Source organism: Gulbenkiania mobilis (genome assembly GCA_004346645.1).
GTDB lineage: Bacteria > Pseudomonadota > Gammaproteobacteria > Burkholderiales > Chromobacteriaceae > Gulbenkiania > Gulbenkiania mobilis.
Genome location: SMDA01000001.1, coordinates 261,165 through 279,788, shown reverse-complemented (window position 1 = coordinate 279,788; position 18,624 = coordinate 261,165). Strand labels below are relative to the sequence as shown.

The following is an 18,624-nucleotide window of genomic DNA, read 5'->3' as shown; positions in this document are numbered from 1 at the left end:
GCCTGCACAAATGCACGCGCTACCTTCGGTTTACATCAAGAGTAGGCAAGATGGGGCCGGGGCGCCTGGTGGCAAGCCCACGGTTAGCTGCCTGGAGCTGTCTTGGCGGGGTCTCAGCCGGGACAGCCGACGTGAGGGATTACTCTGGGTTACGGCTGTCCAGAATCAGCGTCACCGGGCCGTCGTTGACCAGGGCTACTTGCATGTCGGCCCCGAACACTCCGGTGGGCACCGGCCGGCCGAGCGTGGCAGAAAGCGCTGCCACGAAGTGATCGAACAGGGGGCGCGAGATCTCGGGGCGTGCCGCTCGGCTGTAGGAAGGCCGGTTGCCCTTGCGGGTGCTGGCAAACAGTGTGAACTGGCTGACCGCCAGCACGCTGCCTCCCGCGTCCATCACCGACCGGTTCATCACGCCGGCATCATCGTTGAAGACGCGCAGCTGGCTGATCTTGCGGCACAGCCAGTCGATGTCCGCCGGACTGTCCTCGGGTTCGATCCCTACCAGTAGCAAGAGGCCCGGACCGATTTCGCCGGTCACAGCCCCATCCACGGACACCGAAGCTTTTCTCACCCGTTGCAGCACGACACGCATTTTCGTCCCCACGCAAAAAAGGCCGATTGTAACCAGCGTTGGGCCGGGTGGCGCATTCCGCTAGAATGCGGGCGTTGCACAGCCTGCCAAGAAGGATACCGCCATGCTGATGGTCATTTCCCCTGCCAAGACGCTCGACTTCGATACGCCCCTGCCTCCGCTGCCCGTCACGCAGCCCGACTTTCTGGACGAAAGCGGCCAACTTGTCGAAATCCTGCGCGGCAAGAGTCCGGCCGAACTGGCTGCGCTCATGTCCATCAGCGACAAGCTGGCGGTGCTCAATGCCGGGCGTTACAGCCAGTGGCACCGGCCTTTCACCTCAGAAAATGCCCGCCCCGCGGTGTATGCGTTCATGGGCGACGTTTACGAAGGACTGGATGTGGCCAGTCTGCCTGCGGAAGCAGTGGATTATCTGCAGGCGCACCTGTGCATCCTCTCCGGGCTGTACGGTGTGCTGCGTCCGCTGGACCTGATGCAGGCCTACCGTCTGGAGATGGGCACACGGCTCGCCAATGAGCGAGGCAGGGATCTCTATACTTTCTGGGGGGAACGGATCACCCAGGCCCTGAACGCGCGGCTGGCGGGCACGACGGATCCGGTACTGGTTAACCTAGCCTCCGAGGAATACTTCAAGGCAGTTCGACCGGCCAGCCTGAACGCCGCGATCGTCACGCCGGTGTTCCAGGACCGCAAGGGCGGCCAATACAAGATCATCAGTTTTCACGCCAAGCGAGCGCGCGGAGCCATGGTGCGCTGGGCGGCCGAACGCCGGCTCGCTACCCCCGAGGGCCTTAAAGACTTCGACACCGACGGCTACCGGTTTGCGCCGGAAGCGTCGGATACGCTCACCTGGGTGTTCCGCCGCGACGAGGGGTAAGCCGCCTCAACCTGCGGCACTTACGCGGTGCACCAGCGGTTCGCCGCGCTCGAAGGCCGATACATTGTCCAGCACCGTGCGGGCGATGCTGGCTAGCGCTTCGCGGGTGAGGAAGCCCTGGTGGGAGGTGACCAGAGCGTTGGGGAAGGTCAGCAGCCGGGCCAGCTGATCATCCTGCAGCCCTCGCGAGGATAGGTTCTCGAAGAAGACGCCCTCCTCCATCTCGTAGACATCCAGCCCCACACCCGCCAGCCTTCCCGACTTGAGTGCACCGATCAGGGCGGCAGTATCCACCAGCGCACCCCGGCTGGTGTTGACCAGCACCGCGCCAGGCTTCATGGCCTCCAGCCAAGCGGCATCGATCAGATGCTGGCTGTCCGGTGTCAGCGGCAGATGCAGGCTAACCACGTCGCTCTCGGCACGCAGCCGGTCGAGCGCGCAGTAGGTGAAGCCCAGCCGTTGGGCAGCGGCTGCGTCCGGCTGCACGTCGTACGCCAACACGCGCATGCCGAAACCGCGCGCGATACCCGCGGCCGCCAGGCCGATGCGTCCGGTCCCCACGATCCCCAGCGTCTTGCCGTGAAGATCGAAGCCCACCAGGCCATCCAATGAGAAATCCATCTCCCGTACCCGCACGTAAGCCTTGTGGATGCGCCGCACCACCGACAGCAGCAGGGCAAAGGCATGCTCCGCCACAGCGTGAGGGGAATAGGCCGGCACCCGCGTCACCGCGATGCCGTGCGCTGCACACGCCTCAAGATCCACCGCGTTGTAGCCAGCGCAGCGCAGCGCCACCATGCGCACCCCGCGTTCGGCCAACCTCGCTATCACCGGCGCATCCAGCCGGTCGTTGACGAACGGGCAGACGACCTCGACCCCCTCTGCCAGCGCCACCGTATCCGCAGCCAGCCTTGCCTCGTGGAACACCAGCTGATGGGCACCCTCGGCGTTGGCGGCCTCCAGGGCCTGCCGGTCATAGTGTTTGGTATCAAAAACCGCGATGCGCATGGCTAGGTCCTTCGGAAATCGAGAATGATCACATTGCCTGTAAACAATACCGGGTTCTATTTTTCATCGAAAGTGACGAATTGATGACTTTGTTAAGCAAATTGATATGGGTCAATTTTACAAAACAGATTCATCAGTAATGTGCGAGCTGAAACCATCACCATTTACCCAGACCCTCTCCGATGAAAAAGAACCTGCCCGTAACCGGCGTCGAGCGCCCGTTCACCGAAGGCATCATCGTCACACGCACCGATCTCAAGGGCATCATCACCCACGCCAACGACCGCTTCGTGGAGATCTCCGGATTCAGCCGGGAAGAGCTGGTTGGCCGAAACCACAACATCGTGCGCCATCCGGACATGCCGCCAGTGCTGTTCCAGGACCTCTGGGACACCGTACGGCAGCATCGGCCCTGGCGCGGTCTTGTCAAGAACCGCTGCAAAAACGGTGACCATTACTGGGTGGACGCGCTAATCGTGCCTGTCCAGCAGCACGGGCAGACGATCGGCTTCATGTCCGTGCGGGCTCCGGCCAGCCGTGAGGCGGTGGTCGAAGCGGAGCGCAGCTATCCCCTGTACATGAAAGGCCAGGCCCTGCCACGCCCACGACGCAAAGGCGTGGAGGAAAAGCATGTCCGACTGGCATGGGGGCTGGCCAGCGCCAGCCTGTTCGGGGCCTGCGCACTGGCCACCGGCCCCCTGGCTGGTGGTCTGGCCGTGACGGGGATGGTGCTTTCCGGCGGCTGGCTCTGGTTCGAGCATAACCGCGCCGGGGCGCTGCAGGCGCTTCTCAAGGTCTGCGACCACATCGCCGAAGGACGGCTGACCGCCCCCCTCGAGATCAACGGCCGCGGCGACTGCGGTCGGCTGGAGACCGCGCTGGCCACCATGCAGGTACAGCTGAAGGTGGTGATCGATGACCTGCAGATGACGGCGCGCCAAGTGGCCGACGGCTCGGCCCGCACGCGCGGCGCACTGGAGGAAATCCTGCGCCGCACCGAAGCGGGCAACCTGAACGTGACCGAGATGAGCGCGGCGGTGGAGGAACTGTCCGCCTCGATCGAACAAGTGGCCCAGAATGCCGGTGACACCGCCAGCCTGAGCGAGACCTCGCGCGACACCATCGTGTCCGGCACCCGGCAACTGGATGTGGTACGACAACGCACGCTGGACGCCGCCCGTGCGGTGGAGGATGCCCAGACACGGATCAGCGCGTTGTCGCAGGCGATCAGTAACATCAGCCGGGTGACGCAGACCATTCACGACATTGCCGACCAGACCAATCTTCTGGCGCTCAATGCCGCCATCGAGGCCGCCCGGGCCGGCGAGACCGGCCGCGGGTTCGCAGTGGTGGCCGATGAGGTGCGCAAACTGGCTGAGCGCACCAGCGTCAGCACCGACGAGATCAACCAGCTGGTGGCCGATGTACAGCACGCAGCCAGCGGCACCATCGACGCGATGGAAGTGGTCACCCGTGAGACCCGCGCCGGGACCGAGGTGCAGACGCGTACCGCGGCCGAGTTCGAGTCAGTGCGCAGCACTGCCGTCCGCGTGCATGGCATGATGCAGGAGATCGCCGCCACCAATGCCCAGCAGTCGGCCGCTGCAGGCACCCTGTCTTCTCAGATGGTGGACATTGCCAGCCATTTCGACGAATCGCACCGTCGGCTGGGCGAAGCACGTGGCGCCGTGGAAACGCTGGCAGGGCAAGCAGAGGCTCTCGCCAGCCGCGTGGCGCATTTCGAGCTGGAGGCCGGGCGCGGCTGACGGGCACGCCCTGTTGCGGGGTGTGCCGATTTCGCCCAACATCCTGCGCAGGGCGCACGCATCGCGCGTGCCGACGCAACAAGGATGATGCTGCATGCTGAAGAAACTCTTGGCCTCCATCGGCGTGGGGGGCACCACCGTGGATACCGTGCTCGACCACAATGCCGTGCTGCCGGGTGAGGTGCTGTCCGGACAGATCCTGATACGGGGCGGCACCGTGGATCAGACCATCGACCACATCGACCTCGTCCTGATGACGGAAGCGGAAGTGGACGATGGCGATCACGAGCGGCGTGTGGCCTTGCCGCTGGGCGTGTTTCGCGCCTCCGGCAGCCTGACGGCCACGGCAGGCGAGGAAATCGTGCTGCCCTTCGCCTTCACCCTGCCGCTGGAGACCCCGGTCAACCATGTAGAGGAGCTGCGCTCTCCCAACCACCCTTACCTGCCGCTCGTCCAGGTGCCGGTCTGGCTGCACACCGACCTGGCCATCGACCATGCGGTGGATGCAGAGGACCGCGACTATGTGTATGTGCGTCCCCTGCCGCAGATGCGCCGGCTGATCGCCGCCTTCGAAAGCCTGGGCCTGGTGCTCTACAGTGCGGACGTGGAACAGGGTACTGCGCGCGCAGGGACGATGGCCACCTCGCTTGGTTGCTATCAGGAGCTGGAATTCCGGCCGGCCACTACCCGCCACGGCGGCCTTCAGGAGGTGGAAGTCACCTTCATCCCGCATGGCCGCAAGATGGCGGTGCTGATGGAGATTGACCGCTCCTCCCGCGGAGACGGCTACAGTGCATTTGTGATGGATGAGGCCTGGGAGGCCGTGGACTGGGTTGCTGAGCTGGCGCGCCGGCTGGCGTGATGCCCGCCGAAAAACGAAAACGGCCCCGCGGGGCCGTTTTTCATTGCCGGTGGCCTGAATCAGGCGACGGCTTCCGCCGTGGCGATGAACGCATTGGCCGGGTAGAGGGCACTGGCTTCGCCCAGCGGCGAAGAAAACGTCACCTCGTACTTCTGCCCGATCTGGCGCACGCTCACGACTTCATAGCGGATGATGTCCCCGCTGTCCTTGTGTTCGAGAATCTTGCATCCCGGAGTCAGTTGACTGATACGCATGGTCTTCCTCATTTTTGTTATCCGCCCGGTCGGCTCAGCGTAGGGCGGGCCCGGTCTGCCTTTTGCGACAGCCGGTTATCGTGTCTATTTAAAGTTTGGCTTGAGCTCGAAACATCCTATTGACAGTTTCAGCCGAAGTAAAGTTCATCCAGCAGCTTTCTGCGACTGTACCTGTGGCACGTGACCCTGCCATTACAGCAAACGGCTTGCCTGCCGCGTCCGCAAAAAAACTTCGGCCAACCCCGTGAAGGGTTGGCCGAAGAAGAAAGACCTTATGCTTCAGCGCCTTGCAGCACCGCAGCACGCTCAGCTGATACGCATGCCCGGCTTGGCGCCACTGTCGACATCCAGCAGGAAGAGACCGTCTGCGTCATCGGTACCCGAAGCACATACGATCATCCCCTGCGACACACCGAAACGCATTTTACGCGGGGCCAGGTTGGCCACCACGATCACGTTTCGGCCAACCAGTTTTTCCGGTTCCTGGTAAGCCTTACGGATACCCGAGAAAATGTTGCGCGTTTCGAAGCCCAGGTCCACGCTGAACTGCAGAAGCTTGTCGGACCCTTCGACGAAGTTGCAGGCGAGGACCTTGCCCACGCGCAGGTCCAGCTTGGCGAAGTCGTCGATGGTAATGGTATCGGCCAGGGGTTCGATGGCACTCTCGGGTGTCGGGTTCTGCTGTTCCATGCTTTGCTTGTTCGCTTCGATGAGTTTGTCCACGAGGACGGGGTCGATACGCTGCATCAGATGCTGGTAAGGGCGGATGGTATGGCCCAGGAGCAGCGCGCCGGCATCCTGCCAGGTCAGCGGGGCCACATCCAGGAAAGCCTCCACGTCTTCGGCGAGCTTGGGCAGCACCGGCTTCAGATAGATGGTGAGCAGGCGGAAGGCATTGATGAGGACGGTGCACACCTCCTGCAGGCGCGCGTCCTGCCCCTCCTGCTTGGCCAGCTCCCACGGCTTGTTGGCGTCGACATAAGCGTTGACCACATCCGCCAGGCCCATCACGTCCCGCAGGGCACGTGCATACTCACGTGCCTCGTAAGCCGTCGCCAGGTTTTCGGCCTCGGCCTGTAGCGTGTCGAGGAGCGCCCTGTCGCCCAGGCCCGCGGCCAGTGTGCCGCCGAAGCGCTTGGTGATAAAGCCCGCGGCTCGGCTGGCGATGTTGACGTATTTGCCGACCAGATCGCTATTGACGCGGGCGATGAAGTCTTCCATCGAAAGATCAATGTCCTCGATGCGCGCGTTGAGCTTGGCTGCCAGGTAGTAGCGCATCCACTCCGGGTTCAGGCCGCACTCAAGATAGCTGCGTGCGGTGATGAAGGTGCCGCGCGACTTGGACATCTTCTGGCCGTTGACAGTAAGAAAGCCGTGGGCAAACACCCCCGTCGGCGCCCGGTAGCCGGCGTACTTGAGCATCGCCGGCCAGAACAGCGCATGGAAGTAGAGAATGTCCTTGCCGATGAAGTGGTACATCTCGGCATCCGAATCCGGGGCAAAGTAGGCATCAAAGTCGATGCCGGTGCGATCGCACAGGTTACGGAAACTGGCCATGTAGCCGATCGGAGCATCCAGCCACACATAGAAGTACTTGCCCGGGGCATCCGGAATCTCAAAGCCGAAGTACGGCGCATCGCGCGAAATGTCCCAATCCTGCAGGCCGCCCTCAATCCATTCGTTCATTTTGTTGAGCGATTCGGGCTGCAGGTGCGGCTGCATTACGCCGTCACCGCGGACGCTTTCCCCGGCGGTCCAGACCTTGAGGAAGTCGGCGCAGTCACCCAGCCGGAAGAAGTAGTGTTCGGAGGTGCGCAGCACCGGCGTGGCGCCGGACACGGCCGAATACGGGTTCTTAAGCTCGGTGGGGCTATAGGTGGCACCGCAGACCTCGCAGTTGTCGCCGTACTGATCCTTGGCCGCACACTTGGGGCATTCGCCCTTGACGAATCGGTCTGGCAGGAACATCTGCTTTTCCGGGTCGTAGAGTTGCTCGATGGTGCGGCTGACGATCTTGCCGCTATCTTTCAGCGTACGGTAGATTTTTTCGGCGAAATGCCTGTTCTCCGGGCTGTTGGTGCTGTAGTAGTTGTCGTAACCGATGTGAAAGCCGCTGAAGTCCGCCAGGTGCTCTGCCTTGACCCGCTCGATCAGCGCTTCGGGGGTGATGCCCTGCTTCTCAGCCGCCAGCATGATCGGAGTGCCGTGGGTGTCGTCGGCGCATACGTAATGGCAGTCGTGTCCGCGCATCTTCTGAAAGCGCACCCACACGTCGGTCTGGATGTGTTCGACCATATGGCCGAGGTGGATCGCGCCGTTGGCATAGGGCAGCGCGCTCGTCACCATGATCTTGCGTTTCTGGGTCATGAATCGGGCCTGAGGCGTTCTTTGAAGACAAGACGCCGATTATAACCAATCGGCCCGCTGGCGTTGTGCCCTTCGCACCGCTCTTGACGCGTGCAGGCCGGTCCGGTTGGAGTAGAATCGGCCCATTCCGTCGCACGCTGTGCGTGCCAGAGCAAGGACACCCTATGTTTTCCAAGATCACCCAGTTTTTCCAAGGCGGCGACCCGGGCAAACCGGCGCCGGAGGCCGTGCTCGAAGCCCTGCGCTCGCTCGTGGACCCCAACACCGGCAAGGACTACGTCAGTCAGAAGTCGGTCAAGAACGTGCGCTGCGACAAGGGCGTGGTCAGCCTGGACATCGTCCTGCCCTACCCGGCTGCCAGCCAGTTCGAAATGGTAGCGGCCGATGTGGCCCGCCACCTCGGTATGCTTGAAGGAGTCGCTTCGGCCAACGTAACGGTGCGCAGCGAGATCGTCAGTCATGCGGCACAACGCGGGGTGCCTCTGCTACCGGGGGTGAAGAACATCATTGCCGTGGCGTCCGGCAAAGGCGGCGTGGGCAAGTCGACGACGGCCGTCAACCTGGCGCTGGCACTGGCTGCCGAAGGCGCCAGGGTGGGGGTGCTGGATGCAGACATTTACGGCCCTTCCCAGCCGCTGATGCTGGGCCTGCAGGGCCAGCGCCCGGAAACGGTGGAAGGCAAGAAGCTCAAGCCGGTGGTTAACCACGGCTTGCAGACGATGTCGATCGGTTATCTGGTGGACACCGACCAGGCCATGGTGTGGCGTGGCCCGATGGTCAGCCAGGCCTTGCAGCAACTGCTCAACGACACCCTGTGGGACAACCTCGACTATCTGGTCATCGACATGCCGCCGGGCACGGGCGACATCCAGCTGACGCTGGCCCAGAAGGTACCCGTCACCGGCGCCGTGATCGTCACCACCCCGCAGGACATCGCGCTTCTGGATGCCCGCAAGGGAGTGACGATGTTCCAGAAAGTGGGCGTGCCAATCCTGGGGCTGGTGGAGAACATGGCCATCCACATCTGTTCCAACTGCGGCCATGCCGAACACATCTTCGGGGAGGGCGGCGCTGCCCGCATGGCGGCAGACTTCGGCGTCGAGGTACTCGGATCGCTTCCACTGGACATCCACATCCGCACCGCCGTGGATGAAGGCCGTCCCACGGTCGTAGCCGACCCGGGGGGCCAGGTAACCGCGCTCTACAAGGCCATTGCCCGCAAGGTAGCGGTCAAGGTGGGCGAGAAGGCCCAAGACTTCTCCAGCAAGTTTCCGAAGATCGTCATCCAGAACACCTGACATCATGATTGCGATGTTCGACTCCGGCCTCGGGGGGCTATCGGTCTGGCGCGAGGTCGTCAACCGGCTACCCCAGTGGTCGGTGACTTATGTGGCCGATCAGGCCTACTGCCCCTACGGCAGCCGGACCGAAGAAGAAATCATCGCGCGCTCGCTGCGCATCGGCCGTCATCTCGAAGCTGAAGGCGCGCGCATCCTTGTGGTGGCGTGCAATACTGCCACCAGCGCGGCGGCAGGGGCCCTGCGCGCGGCGCTTAAGATCCCGGTGGTGGGGGTGGAGCCGGCCATCAAGCCGGCCGCCGCCGCCAGCCGCCGTGGACGCATCGGTGTGCTGGCAACGCCGGCCACGCTGGCCAGCGACCGCTTCCAGTCGCTGCTGTCCCGTTTCGCCCAAGATGTGGAAGTCGTCGCCCGTCCAGGCGAGGGCTGGGTGGAACAGGTGGAGAGCGGCGATCTATGCAGCACCGAGGCCCATGCCCGGGTGCAGGCGGCGGTGCGGCCGATCGTGGAACAGGGCGTGGACCACATCGTGCTGGGCTGCACCCACTATCCCTTCCTGGCTCCACTGGTTGCGGCCACCGCAGGGCCCAACGTCAGCCTGCACGACCCGGCGGCAGCGGTGGCGCGCCAAGTGGCACACCTGCTGGAACAGGCCCAGCCCAGTCTGTGCCCGGTGCGGTATCGTTTCCTGACCACCGCCGAAGACACCGCTCCCATGGCGCGCGGGCTCGCGGCCCTGGTGGGAGAGCGTTACGCCGTAGAGCGGCTTTTACTGTAAAGCTTAAAAGGTGGCAGGCTCTGCGCTATGCTGGCGAAAGACAAGACCGAAAACGGTGGGAGACCTCATGAAATCGTGCCTGATCCAGCGCGTTGAACGCTTGGACGACCTCTACAATGCCCTAGTCGCGCAACTGGACTTGCCTGAAGACGCCACCGAAAACCTAGACGCCCTGTACGACGGCCTGCTCAACGAGATCGATGAACCCTTCGAGATCGTCTGGCGCAACACGGATGCTGCCCGGGCCGCGCTGGGTGCCGACCTCTACACCACCGTTCTGGAAATCCTCAGCATGGTGGCCAAGGAACGGGGTGACATCACGCTGGACATCCACCACTGATACCGGCGATAACGACACTCGCCGGGTGAAGGCCAAACAGCTGCCTCAGCCCTGCAGGGCACGCAGCCTGGCCACCGCTTCGGCCAACCGTGCTTCGTCGGCCGTGTAGGCCACGCGCAGATAACGGCCGGCCTCGTGCTGGCCGAAATCACACCCCGGCGTCAGCCCCACGCCGGTCTCTTCCAGCACCTGCCGACAGTAGGCAAAGCTGTCAGTGGTCACCGCGCTTACATCCGCATACAGATAGAAGGCTCCGTCCGGCACCACCGGCACATGCCACCCCAGACCGGGCAGGGCTTCCAGAAGGAAGTCGCGCCGTCGCTGCAGGATCTGCCGCCGCGTTTCCACCAGCGCCAGCGTCTCGGGCAGGAAGGCGGCCAGCGCGGCATGCTGCGCCGGTGCGGGCGGGCACAGGAAGAGGTTCTGCGCCAGACGCAGAGCCGGCTCCACCCACGCCTCGGGCACCACCACCCAGCCTAACCGCCACCCCGTCATCTGGAACAGCTTGGAGAAACTGTTGATCACGATGATGTCGTCGGCCACCGCCAGCGCCGTCTCGGCAGGCACACCATAGGTCAGCCCCTGATAGATCTCATCCACCAGCAGCATGCCATCCCGGCTGCGACATACCTTGGCCATGGCAGACAGCTCGGACAGCGAGAGCGTGGTGCCTGTGGGATTGCCCGGTGTGGCAACCATTGCCCCGGCAGTGTCTGCCTGCCATGCCGCAGCCAGCATGGCCGCCGTGGGCTGAAAGCGTGTCTGCGGGCCGACCGGCAAGATCTGCGGCCTGCCACCGAGCACGCTGACAAAATGGCGATTGCAGGGGTAGGTCGGGTCGGCCATCAGCACCGACTGCCCGGCGTCAACGAACAGCGACAGCGCCAGCATCAGCCCGGCCGAAGCCCCGGGTGTCACCAGTATCCGCCGCGGGTCGATGTGCACGCCGTGGGCAGTGGCATAATGCGCCGCGATCGCCTCGCGTAGCGGCGCGATCCCCTGTGCAGGCGTATAGAACACCTGTCCTTCAGCCAGGGCACGCCGCCCTGCCTCAATGATGGTTGGAGGCGTGGCGAAGTCGGGTTCGCCCACCTCCAGATGTATCACATCCCGCCCATTGGCCTCCAACTGGCGCGCACGCTCCAAGATGGCCATGACATGAAAGGGCGCAACCGCCCCCAAGCGACTGGCAAGCTTCACCGTTTCTCCCTGTCCTTGTCGTTTGGCCCAGCCTACCGCTTCTGCGCGCCGGCGCCAATCGCCGTACGCCCCCGTTGACACCCGCAAACGGGCTTGGCTATACTGCGCTCCTCACTGATCGCGGAGAGATGCCGGAGAGGCTAAACGGCCCTGACTCGAAATCAGTGGGCGGCGTATGCCGCACGTGGGTTCGAATCCCACTCTCTCCGCCAATTTTGCAAGTTTTACTGGACTTTCCGCAGGGTTTTGATGGCACACCCGCCTAAAAACCCGCCTTTCCCGAAGTGATGGGATGCGATGGGGTAAGGCCCTGTGAGACGATGAGAAGCCGCCCATGAGGCGGCTTTTTGCTTTGCAACTCTGATTGCCCGTCTGCATGGTACGGTTTTCAGATCAAGAATGAGAGGGGATCGTCCGTGGCGACTGAGAAAGAGTTGTTGAAGAAGTTTTTGGACCCGTTGAAGGTCTGCAAGCGTTACAAGCCGAAGTTCGGACAAGGAAACAAAGAAGAAGGCGTCTCCCTCCCGCAGTTCCTTGACCTGTACGGTGCCGATCCCTTCTATGCGTGGTGCGGGCTGAACTCCGAACTGATGTATGCAGCCCACAAGGCCGCGGGCGGGATGACTTCCGTGTATCGGCAAATCGGCAAGGGGTGCGAAAACCTCTTTCGTGAGGTCATCATCGACTCCACGGGCTACTCGGACAGGAACAGCGCTGCATGGTCCTACAAGACCAAGACGAGCGCCGGAAAGGACAAGACGCTCTCACTGGATGGACGCCTCCAGTTCGAGGACATCACGAACGCTGCGGTGAAGGCGCGGGTGAACGATTGGGTGGCCGAATACTGCGGAATCCTCGGCGCGGAGATGCCCGCCCACGGCGCGGTGTTTGAGGTTCGGCAGGGTTACAAGAGCAAGGACAGCAAGCGGCAAAACGGCGACATCGACAACATCGCCGTCGCTTGGGCACAAGGCTACATGCCGGTGTTTGCGATCTTCTCCGGGCAGATTGACGGTGACTTGGTCCTTCGCTACCGAAACAGCCGGGGCGGGATTTTGGTCGGTCGCACAGACGGTGGATCGACCGTGTCCCTATTCGGCTTCTGTAAGGATGTCTTGGGCTTCGACCTCGCCGACTTCTTCAAGCGCAACTCGCCCACGATCCAGAAAGAAGTTCACGAAACGCTGGAAGCCTTGTTGAATGCTTGAAGTCACTCGCCAATCCGTTAAGCAACGCTCAGACCTCACGTTCAAGCACAACAAGTCGCTTGGACGCCATGGCTGGCTCCGGCTCACTCCGGCCTACTCTGTGAAGCTGGTGAAGGAAGTTATCGCCAGATTCTCCGCTGATGTTGCCGTGCTCGATCCGTTCTCCGGGACCGCGACCACGACACTTACTGCGGCGGAGCACGGCAATTCCGCGCTTTCGTTCGACATCAACCCGTTCTTGATTTGGCTTGGCAACGTGAAGTGCCGGTCATACTCGGTTGAGCACTTAGCTTTCGTGCAGGACGGTGCCCAACAGGCTATCGGGCGGGTCCCCGCCTTGATGAAGAAAGACAATTGGACCCCGCCCCTGTTCAACATCGAGCGGTGGTGGTCAGCCGGTACGCTCCAGGTTCTAGCGGCGCTTCGGACAGGGCTTGTCGAGGTGTTCGGAGAGCCCGCGGAGGATCGAACAGACGGTCTCGCGTGGGTCGCCTTCTGTCGGCTGGTAATCGAGACATCCGCAGCCGCGTTCAATCACGTGTCCATGTCGTTTTCGTCGGAGACGACACACCACGAAGTCGAGCACGTGACAGACCTGTACTTGGCCATTCTCGATGCCGTACTTGCATCTAGCGGCGCTCAGCTACAGGGTCGGGGGGAGGTTGTCGAGGTGGACGCCCGCGCTATCCCGGAAATGGGGCGGCGCTTTGGCCTTGTCGTGACCTCGCCTCCCTATCCGAACCGGATCAGCTACATCCGAGAGCTTCGCCCGTACATGTACTGGATGAAGTTTCTTGAGGAGGCCCGAGAAGCGGGTGAGATGGATTGGAAGGCGATAGGCGGCACGTGGGGGATCGCCACAAGCCGTCTCAATGAGTGGGGGCCGAATGGCAAGGCGCTCCCCGAAATTCTCACTGACACGGTCGGACGCATCGCGGAAAGCGATGGCAAAAATGCCCAGCTCATGGCGACCTACGTGCTCAAGTATTTCTATGACATGCATCTGCACTTGTCGTCGCTGCCGAACGTACTGGAGCCGGGCGCGGAGCTTCATTACATCGTTGGCAATTCCAGCTTCTTCGGGAACACGGTCGATACCCCGGCGATCCTGACTGCCTCGATGCAGATGCTTGGTTACGACAGCATTGCGTCAACGATCATCCGAAAGCGAAACTCTAACAAGGCGCTTTTTGAGTATGACGTTTCCGCGAGCTGGCCGGGGTGATTGCACTGGGGACAGCCCCGGAGCTTTCCGCTGCCCGCGCCTCGTGAGGGGCGAGGCTGGTGCGTGAGGTTGGGCAGCTTCCGGCCCGGGGCTGAACTCGGTCAGCGCCCGCGCGGCTTCGCGTTCGGGCGCTTGTAGGCGTGATTGATGAAGCCTTGAAGCTGCGTTGCGACGGTCCCGCGCTTCATCGCGGCCACGTTCGCATCGCGCACTTGCTGGCGCTGCTCATGGGTGGCTTTCGCCTTCTTCACGTTCGGTACTGAGCCGGTCATGATCGGTTCTCCTCTGGTTGTTCAAAGTTCGCGGGCCTTCTCGATACAGGCCGCACACATGCGGTTTCCGGCGTGGGCGCTCCAGAAGTCGCCGCCACACATCAGGCAGCGGCGGACCTTCACGCGCGGGTCATCGTCACGGAAGAACCGGGCATTGGCTCCGGCCCGCGGACGGGCCGGGCGGCGGGCGGGTTTCGCCTTCGCTTCCATCGCCGCCGGTCACTTCCCGAAGTAGTCCCGGAGGCCCACGAGGAACAGCGCCACGGCCCCGGTGATGAAGATGCTCAGGAGGGCAAACATGCCCTTGGCCCGGAGGTCCTCGCCCGCCGTCCGCCATTGGCGCAGGTGTTGGAAGTCGCGTTGCATCTCAATCGGGTTCGAGGGATCGGCCCCCATCTGCACGAGGGTTTCCCGGACGGCCTCCGAAATGAGCTTTTTCAGGTCGTCATGCGTCATGTTGTTGAGGCTCATGCTCAGGCCTCGCTTTCATCTTCGGCTTCGGCAATCGCCTGACGGGACAGGGCCAGCGACAGGTTGGTGATCCCGTCCGCCTTGCCGCGGACAAACTCGCGGTCAGCCGCAACGGCGGACTTGTAGGCGAGCTGGACGCCTTCGAGCTTCGCGGTCATGCGCTTCCAGACCTCGCCCAGCATCCGTTCGGCCAAGGCCTGCACGGCGAACGGGCGGCGATCCTTCGGGCGGCGGTCGATCACGGTGGCGATGGCAGCGCCAAGCACCATGTCCCCGGTCATGATCGCGGTCCGGGCGGCGGTTTCGAGTTCGACCGGGCCAGCGCCTTCGAGCTGCTGCATCAGGTGAGTGCGGCGAGCTTCGCCCAAGGCGACACGGCCCAGCATCGTCGCGGGCGAGGTGTACACGGCTTGGATTGCGGCGGCTTCCGCGGCGTAGGCTTGCAGGCCCTTGAGCATGGCGGCGCGTTCCGCTTCGGAACTGGCGATGAGTTGGCGGTGGATGTTCGCGGCCTTGTTTGCGGCGTTCTTCTTGGCGAAGGCGCGAGCGGTGGCGCGATCCTCCGGCGAGGCGGAGGTGATGAATTCTTCGGCTTCCCGGGTGTAGTTGTTCCGGGCGTCCATGACCGTGTTTTGCAGCTTCTCAACCTTGCGGGAGAAGGCGGTGGCCGTTTCGGCGGCACGGTCGCTGAGGTATTGCGCGCGTTCCTCGTTCAGCGTCACGCCGGAGGGAACGGTATTGAAGTCGATGGTTGCCATGTCGGGCTCCTGTCTCAGTTGTCACAACCGGGAGAGGCCCAAAGCACGTAACCAGCGGGGCTCATCCCACTATCAAGGCGCGGGCGCGAAATGCCCACACTTTCAGTAAGGATAAGGCCCCGATCCAGTCCGCGGCAAGAAATTTATCTTGTAGATCAACGGCTTACTTTACTTTTTCGGGTTCGGTTGGGGTGCAGATGATGGCCCGTTCCAGCGGTCGGCTGGGGTCCGGGCGGCACTCCATACGCTCGAACGGGCGCGCGGCTCCTCGGGCCGTCTCCTGAACCCGGACGGGAGGCGCGAGGCGTGGCGAGAATGTGCCGACCTGCGCCCGCCGGAGCGAGTCCTGGGCAGAGTACAGGGGGCGCTCCTCCGCTGCCGCTACGGTGGCGAGAATCAGCAGCGGGACGGCTACAAGGCTACGCATGGTGGGACCTCCTCAAACGTACATGACACGGTCGCCGGTATCGGGCAGGCGCGGCGGCGCTCCGCCGAAGTCGCCCACGGTCACGAGGCCCGAAGCGGACCCAGCCAGCCCGTAGCTGGTCGCATCCAGCCAGTGATCCACGGCCTTCGTGTCCACGTCCTCCGGGTTGCGAGGATCGCGCGGCAAGCTGGGCACGGTGCGGAGCCATCCGGCGCAGCGGCTCGCCACGTAGAACTCCCGCGCAATCATCATCTGCTTCAACGCCTCGAAGCGCGGGACACGCGGCCCCTTGCGAGCGGGCGAGACGCGAACCCCGGCGGCGCGGAACAAGTCGCTGATGCTGTCCTCGTGACGCCCGGCGGTCTTGGCTTCGGCGGCGGCGTCGATGACGCCCCGCGCGCGGACACCGGAGCGGGCGCACATGGCATGAAGGGCGGGCGCAATCTGCGACGGCGAACGGCCCGTGCCGCGGGCGATGTTGCGCGGGTCGAACTCCGCGTGCTCGTCATACACGACAACGCTGCCCTTCGGCATCACCCGATCATCCGGGAGCCGCACGTCATAGGCGAGCGTGCCTATGAGCAAGGCGACGCACGGCGCGGCGCTGCCCCAGTCGATGGCGAGCTTGAGCGAGGCGAACAGATGCGGCGGGAGGTCGTGATGGTCGATGACCATTTCATCAGCCCGCCACGATCCGGCGAAGAAGTCCCCCGTGATCGCTGACCAGTCGCCGTGCCGGTGCGCCTTGTACAGCGCCGGGTCGGTGGTCCGCAGAACCTCGAAGTTGCGTTGGTACGCCTCCGGCAGGTGCGGGTTTGAATCGACCGTCGAAGGCGCATAGGCCCAGCTCTGCCCGGCGAACTCGAAGATTGCCCAAGGGTCGCGCGCGGTGACGTATCGCTCCGACAAGGCGGAATGGTTCGCCCCGCCGGGGTTCCCGGCAAGGATCATGCGGAGCGGGACGCCCGGAGCGCGCAGCGACAGCCCGAGTTGGTCGATGACTTCCAGCGGCGGACCTTCGCCTGCTTCGTCCACGATCACGAGGCTGTAGGTGTGGCCCTGAATCGTGTCTTGTAGGGCGCTCACGGACTCGCAATGCGTCATGAAGATCGCTGCGCCGTTCGGGAGCCGGAACACGTTGTCATTCATGTTGTAGCTGACGCCCGGCCCGAAGGCGGAGCGGAGAAGGCCCCGGAGTTCTTCGGCGAACTGAAGCAGCGACTTCAACCGGCGGCGCGTCACGAGAACCCGAGCACGCGGGCCGTATTGCTGGACGTGTCGCAGGATCAGGAGCATCAGGGCGAAGGACTTGCCGCCCCCGCGGCCCCCGCCAAGGAACAAGAACACGTCCTCAGGCACCGCCAGCACGCGAGCCTGAAAGGCGGTCGGGCGGATCACGTTGTCAGTCGGATACATGGATCACCCTCGCGTATTCCTCGGGGCTCAGGGCCGCATTGATTTGAATGAGGACGCGGGGCGCTTCGCCGGGGCCGTCCTCGCGTCCGATCTTGTAGAGCTTGTCGCCCAGCCATTCGGCGGCGCGGGTGTCGCCTTCCTTCATCCGGGCGCGCATGACGGCGATGACCTCGCCCGCGCCTTCGGCCCGGCCTTCCTCGATTGCCAGCGCCAGCGGTGACAGCTCGCCTTCGGCGTCATCCTTCTTGAGGGCGTTCCACTGCGCGGGGGATAGCCCAAGGGTCCGGCGGATGGCGTGCTCACGGCACCCTTCGGCGGCGAGTTCGCGCACTACGTTCAGCGCGTCAGCGGGCAGGCCCTTCGTGGCGAGGTCGCGGACGATGCCCTTGGTCAGTTGAGTGTTGCGGCTCATGCTTCGGCCTCCTCGGTGGCGAGGGCGGCGGCGGCTTCCAAGTCCTTCCTGATGCGGTAGATCGCGGACTTGCCGGCGTGCGTGATCGTGCGGACACGGTCGGGCTTCACCCCGGCCTTGAGCAGCGCGGCGATCTTGTCCTCAAGGCTCCGGGACATGCGGGGTGCGCCGATCTTCACGCCCTTGGCCCTCGCCTTGCGGTGGCCCCGGCGCAGGGCTTCTACGCGCACAGCCTTGTCGAACGTGACCACGGCGGCGACAGCGCGGAGGATCGCGGCCCCGGCGGGCGTGCGGGTGTCGAGGTCGAGGTCAGCGACGTACAGGCCAGCGCCAGCCACGGACAGCTCGCGTAGCAGCTTTTCGAGGTCGCCCACACTACGGGCCAGCCGGTCGAACGAAACAGCAGCGATGCCATCCGCTGCGCCCCGGAGGGTGTCGAAGATCGCGCGGTCAAGGTACGGGCGGGGATCGCGGGCGGCGCGGGTGTCGATGTTCTCGTCAGCGTACTCAGCGACTACCTCATGCCCAGCAGCGGCGCAGAAGGCGCGGAGCGGGGCGAACTGGTCCTCAGTAGCGGGGTCGGTGTCGAGTGCCCGGCGGGCGTACAGGATGAAGCGGGCCATGATGGTCGGGTCCTATCGTGAATGCGGTTTCGATAGATTCTAGCGACCGGATCACGGGAGATAAAGGTTTTTAGGCGGGTGTATAGGCGGGTTTTTCCGCGAAACATGCGGAAATTCCAACAGCTATGGAGAACTGCGGGGAGAAAGCCTCCGCCATAATCAGCGCGGCATGATCTTGTATGCGTGCCGGTCGCTGCTGGCCCATGACGCCGGGCGGCGGCGCGGGGGTGAATCAGCCCAAGGGGCGGGAGCCGTTACGCGGTTACGGGTCGCTACGCGGCGGGACTGCTTCCACGTAACTGCCCCGAACCCCATACGCTTCTGGCTTTCCCGGCTTTCCGTTACGCGGTTACGGGGAAAGTAGGTAAAAGACTTCAGGAGGGGAGGAGAACCGGGACCTGCTCCCGCCCGACCCGTGGGCGTAGGGCGTCGCGCCGTATACGCGTAAGGGTCTAATAGGAATTGACGCG

The 18,624-nt window shown here is 63.6% G+C and carries 20 protein-coding genes and 1 tRNA gene; 9 read left to right on the top strand and 12 right to left on the bottom strand.

All coding sequences use genetic code 11. From position 1 onward, the window contains the following. Window positions 1-139: 139 nt before the first annotated feature. Window positions 140-592, bottom strand: a complete 453-nt coding sequence (gene dtd, locus EV669_RS01355) for a D-aminoacyl-tRNA deacylase (protein ID WP_132097687.1) — start codon at window positions 590-592, stop codon at window positions 140-142. Window positions 593-695: 103 nt separating this feature from the next. On the opposite strand from dtd, the gene yaaA reads away from it, so the two are divergent. After that, complete coding sequence (gene yaaA, locus EV669_RS01350) at window positions 696-1,469, top strand: peroxide stress protein YaaA (RefSeq protein ID WP_054285670.1); 774 nt, start codon at window positions 696-698, stop codon at window positions 1,467-1,469. A 6-nt stretch (window positions 1,470-1,475) separates the two neighbouring features. Here the strand turns inward: yaaA and EV669_RS01345 are convergent, their stop codons facing one another. Next, window positions 1,476-2,477 (bottom strand): 2-hydroxyacid dehydrogenase, encoded by a 1,002-nt coding sequence (locus tag EV669_RS01345; RefSeq protein WP_132097686.1) that lies wholly within the window; start codon window positions 2,475-2,477, stop codon window positions 1,476-1,478. Window positions 2,478-2,659: 182 nt separating this feature from the next. On the opposite strand from EV669_RS01345, the gene EV669_RS01340 reads away from it, so the two are divergent. Then, a complete protein-coding gene (locus EV669_RS01340; RefSeq protein WP_132097685.1) occupies window positions 2,660-4,243 on the top strand; it encodes a methyl-accepting chemotaxis protein in 1,584 nt (527 codons plus the stop codon). A gap of 94 nt (window positions 4,244-4,337) precedes the next feature. After that, entirely contained in the window at window positions 4,338-5,105 is a 768-nt protein-coding gene (locus EV669_RS01335) for a sporulation protein (RefSeq protein ID WP_132097684.1), read from the top strand. 59 nt (window positions 5,106-5,164) lie between these two features. On the opposite strand, the gene EV669_RS01330 is transcribed toward EV669_RS01335, so the two are convergent. Both EV669_RS01330 and metG read right to left on the bottom strand, forming a co-directional pair. Then, complete coding sequence (locus tag EV669_RS01330; protein WP_054285756.1) at window positions 5,165-5,359, bottom strand: hypothetical protein; 195 nt, start codon at window positions 5,357-5,359, stop codon at window positions 5,165-5,167. Between the two features lie 306 nt (window positions 5,360-5,665). Continuing rightward, a complete protein-coding gene (metG, locus tag EV669_RS01325) occupies window positions 5,666-7,726 on the bottom strand; it encodes a methionine--tRNA ligase (RefSeq protein ID WP_132097683.1) in 2,061 nt (686 codons plus the stop codon). Window positions 7,727-7,890: 164 nt separating this feature from the next. On the opposite strand from metG, the gene apbC reads away from it, so the two are divergent. From apbC to EV669_RS01310, 3 genes are all read left to right on the top strand, one after another. Continuing rightward, window positions 7,891-9,024, top strand: a complete 1,134-nt coding sequence (apbC, locus tag EV669_RS01320) for an iron-sulfur cluster carrier protein ApbC (protein ID WP_082446365.1) — start codon at window positions 7,891-7,893, stop codon at window positions 9,022-9,024. Between the two features lie 4 nt (window positions 9,025-9,028). Continuing rightward, window positions 9,029-9,802: a glutamate racemase gene (gene murI / locus EV669_RS01315; protein WP_055433477.1), complete on the top strand. Its 774-nt coding sequence runs from the start codon at window positions 9,029-9,031 to the stop codon at window positions 9,800-9,802. Window positions 9,803-9,869: 67 nt separating this feature from the next. After that, a complete protein-coding gene (locus EV669_RS01310) occupies window positions 9,870-10,142 on the top strand; it encodes a barstar family protein (RefSeq protein ID WP_054285664.1) in 273 nt (90 codons plus the stop codon). Window positions 10,143-10,187: 45 nt separating this feature from the next. Here EV669_RS01310 and EV669_RS01305 read toward each other — a convergent pair whose 3' ends face one another. After that, complete coding sequence (locus EV669_RS01305) at window positions 10,188-11,342, bottom strand: pyridoxal phosphate-dependent aminotransferase (protein ID WP_132097682.1); 1,155 nt, start codon at window positions 11,340-11,342, stop codon at window positions 10,188-10,190. 122 nt (window positions 11,343-11,464) lie between these two features. On the opposite strand from EV669_RS01305, the gene EV669_RS01300 reads away from it, so the two are divergent. The 3 genes from EV669_RS01300 to EV669_RS01290 all read left to right on the top strand — a co-directional run bounded on the left by EV669_RS01300 (window position 11,465) and on the right by EV669_RS01290 (window position 13,775). Continuing rightward, window positions 11,465-11,554 (top strand) — tRNA-Ser (locus tag EV669_RS01300). A 204-nt stretch (window positions 11,555-11,758) separates the two neighbouring features. Then, window positions 11,759-12,550 carry a hypothetical protein gene (locus tag EV669_RS01295; RefSeq protein ID WP_132097681.1) on the top strand — a complete coding sequence of 264 codons (792 nt, stop codon included), beginning with the start codon at window positions 11,759-11,761 and terminating at the stop codon, window positions 12,548-12,550. After that, window positions 12,543-13,775, top strand: a complete 1,233-nt coding sequence (locus tag EV669_RS01290; protein WP_132097680.1) for a TRM11 family methyltransferase — start codon at window positions 12,543-12,545, stop codon at window positions 13,773-13,775. The genes EV669_RS01295 and EV669_RS01290 overlap by 8 nt, the downstream gene beginning before the upstream one ends. Before the next feature lie 101 nt (window positions 13,776-13,876). Here EV669_RS01290 and EV669_RS13995 read toward each other — a convergent pair whose 3' ends face one another. From EV669_RS13995 to EV669_RS01260, 7 genes are all read right to left on the bottom strand, one after another. Then, the gene (locus tag EV669_RS13995; protein ID WP_165922675.1) at window positions 13,877-14,047 is read right to left on the bottom strand and encodes a hypothetical protein; all 171 of its coding nucleotides are present in this window, start codon (window positions 14,045-14,047) and stop codon (window positions 13,877-13,879) included. A 219-nt stretch (window positions 14,048-14,266) separates the two neighbouring features. Next, a complete protein-coding gene (locus EV669_RS01285; protein ID WP_132097679.1) occupies window positions 14,267-14,518 on the bottom strand; it encodes a hypothetical protein in 252 nt (83 codons plus the stop codon). A gap of 2 nt (window positions 14,519-14,520) precedes the next feature. Next, window positions 14,521-15,276: a hypothetical protein gene (locus EV669_RS01280; RefSeq protein WP_132097678.1), complete on the bottom strand. Its 756-nt coding sequence runs from the start codon at window positions 15,274-15,276 to the stop codon at window positions 14,521-14,523. A 163-nt stretch (window positions 15,277-15,439) separates the two neighbouring features. Continuing rightward, window positions 15,440-15,703 (bottom strand): hypothetical protein, encoded by a 264-nt coding sequence (locus tag EV669_RS01275; protein WP_132097677.1) that lies wholly within the window; start codon window positions 15,701-15,703, stop codon window positions 15,440-15,442. Window positions 15,704-15,715: 12 nt separating this feature from the next. Then, on the bottom strand, window positions 15,716-17,119 hold the full coding sequence (locus EV669_RS01270) for a phage terminase large subunit (RefSeq protein ID WP_132097676.1): 1,404 nt from the start codon (window positions 17,117-17,119) through the stop codon (window positions 15,716-15,718). Further along, on the bottom strand, window positions 17,106-17,531 hold the full coding sequence (locus EV669_RS01265) for a hypothetical protein (protein ID WP_110019202.1): 426 nt from the start codon (window positions 17,529-17,531) through the stop codon (window positions 17,106-17,108). The genes EV669_RS01270 and EV669_RS01265 overlap by 14 nt, the downstream gene beginning before the upstream one ends. After that, window positions 17,528-18,154 (bottom strand): recombinase family protein, encoded by a 627-nt coding sequence (locus tag EV669_RS01260; protein ID WP_109919053.1) that lies wholly within the window; start codon window positions 18,152-18,154, stop codon window positions 17,528-17,530. Before EV669_RS01260 ends, EV669_RS01265 begins: the two co-directional genes overlap by 4 nt. Between the last annotated feature and the right edge of the window lie 470 nt (window positions 18,155-18,624).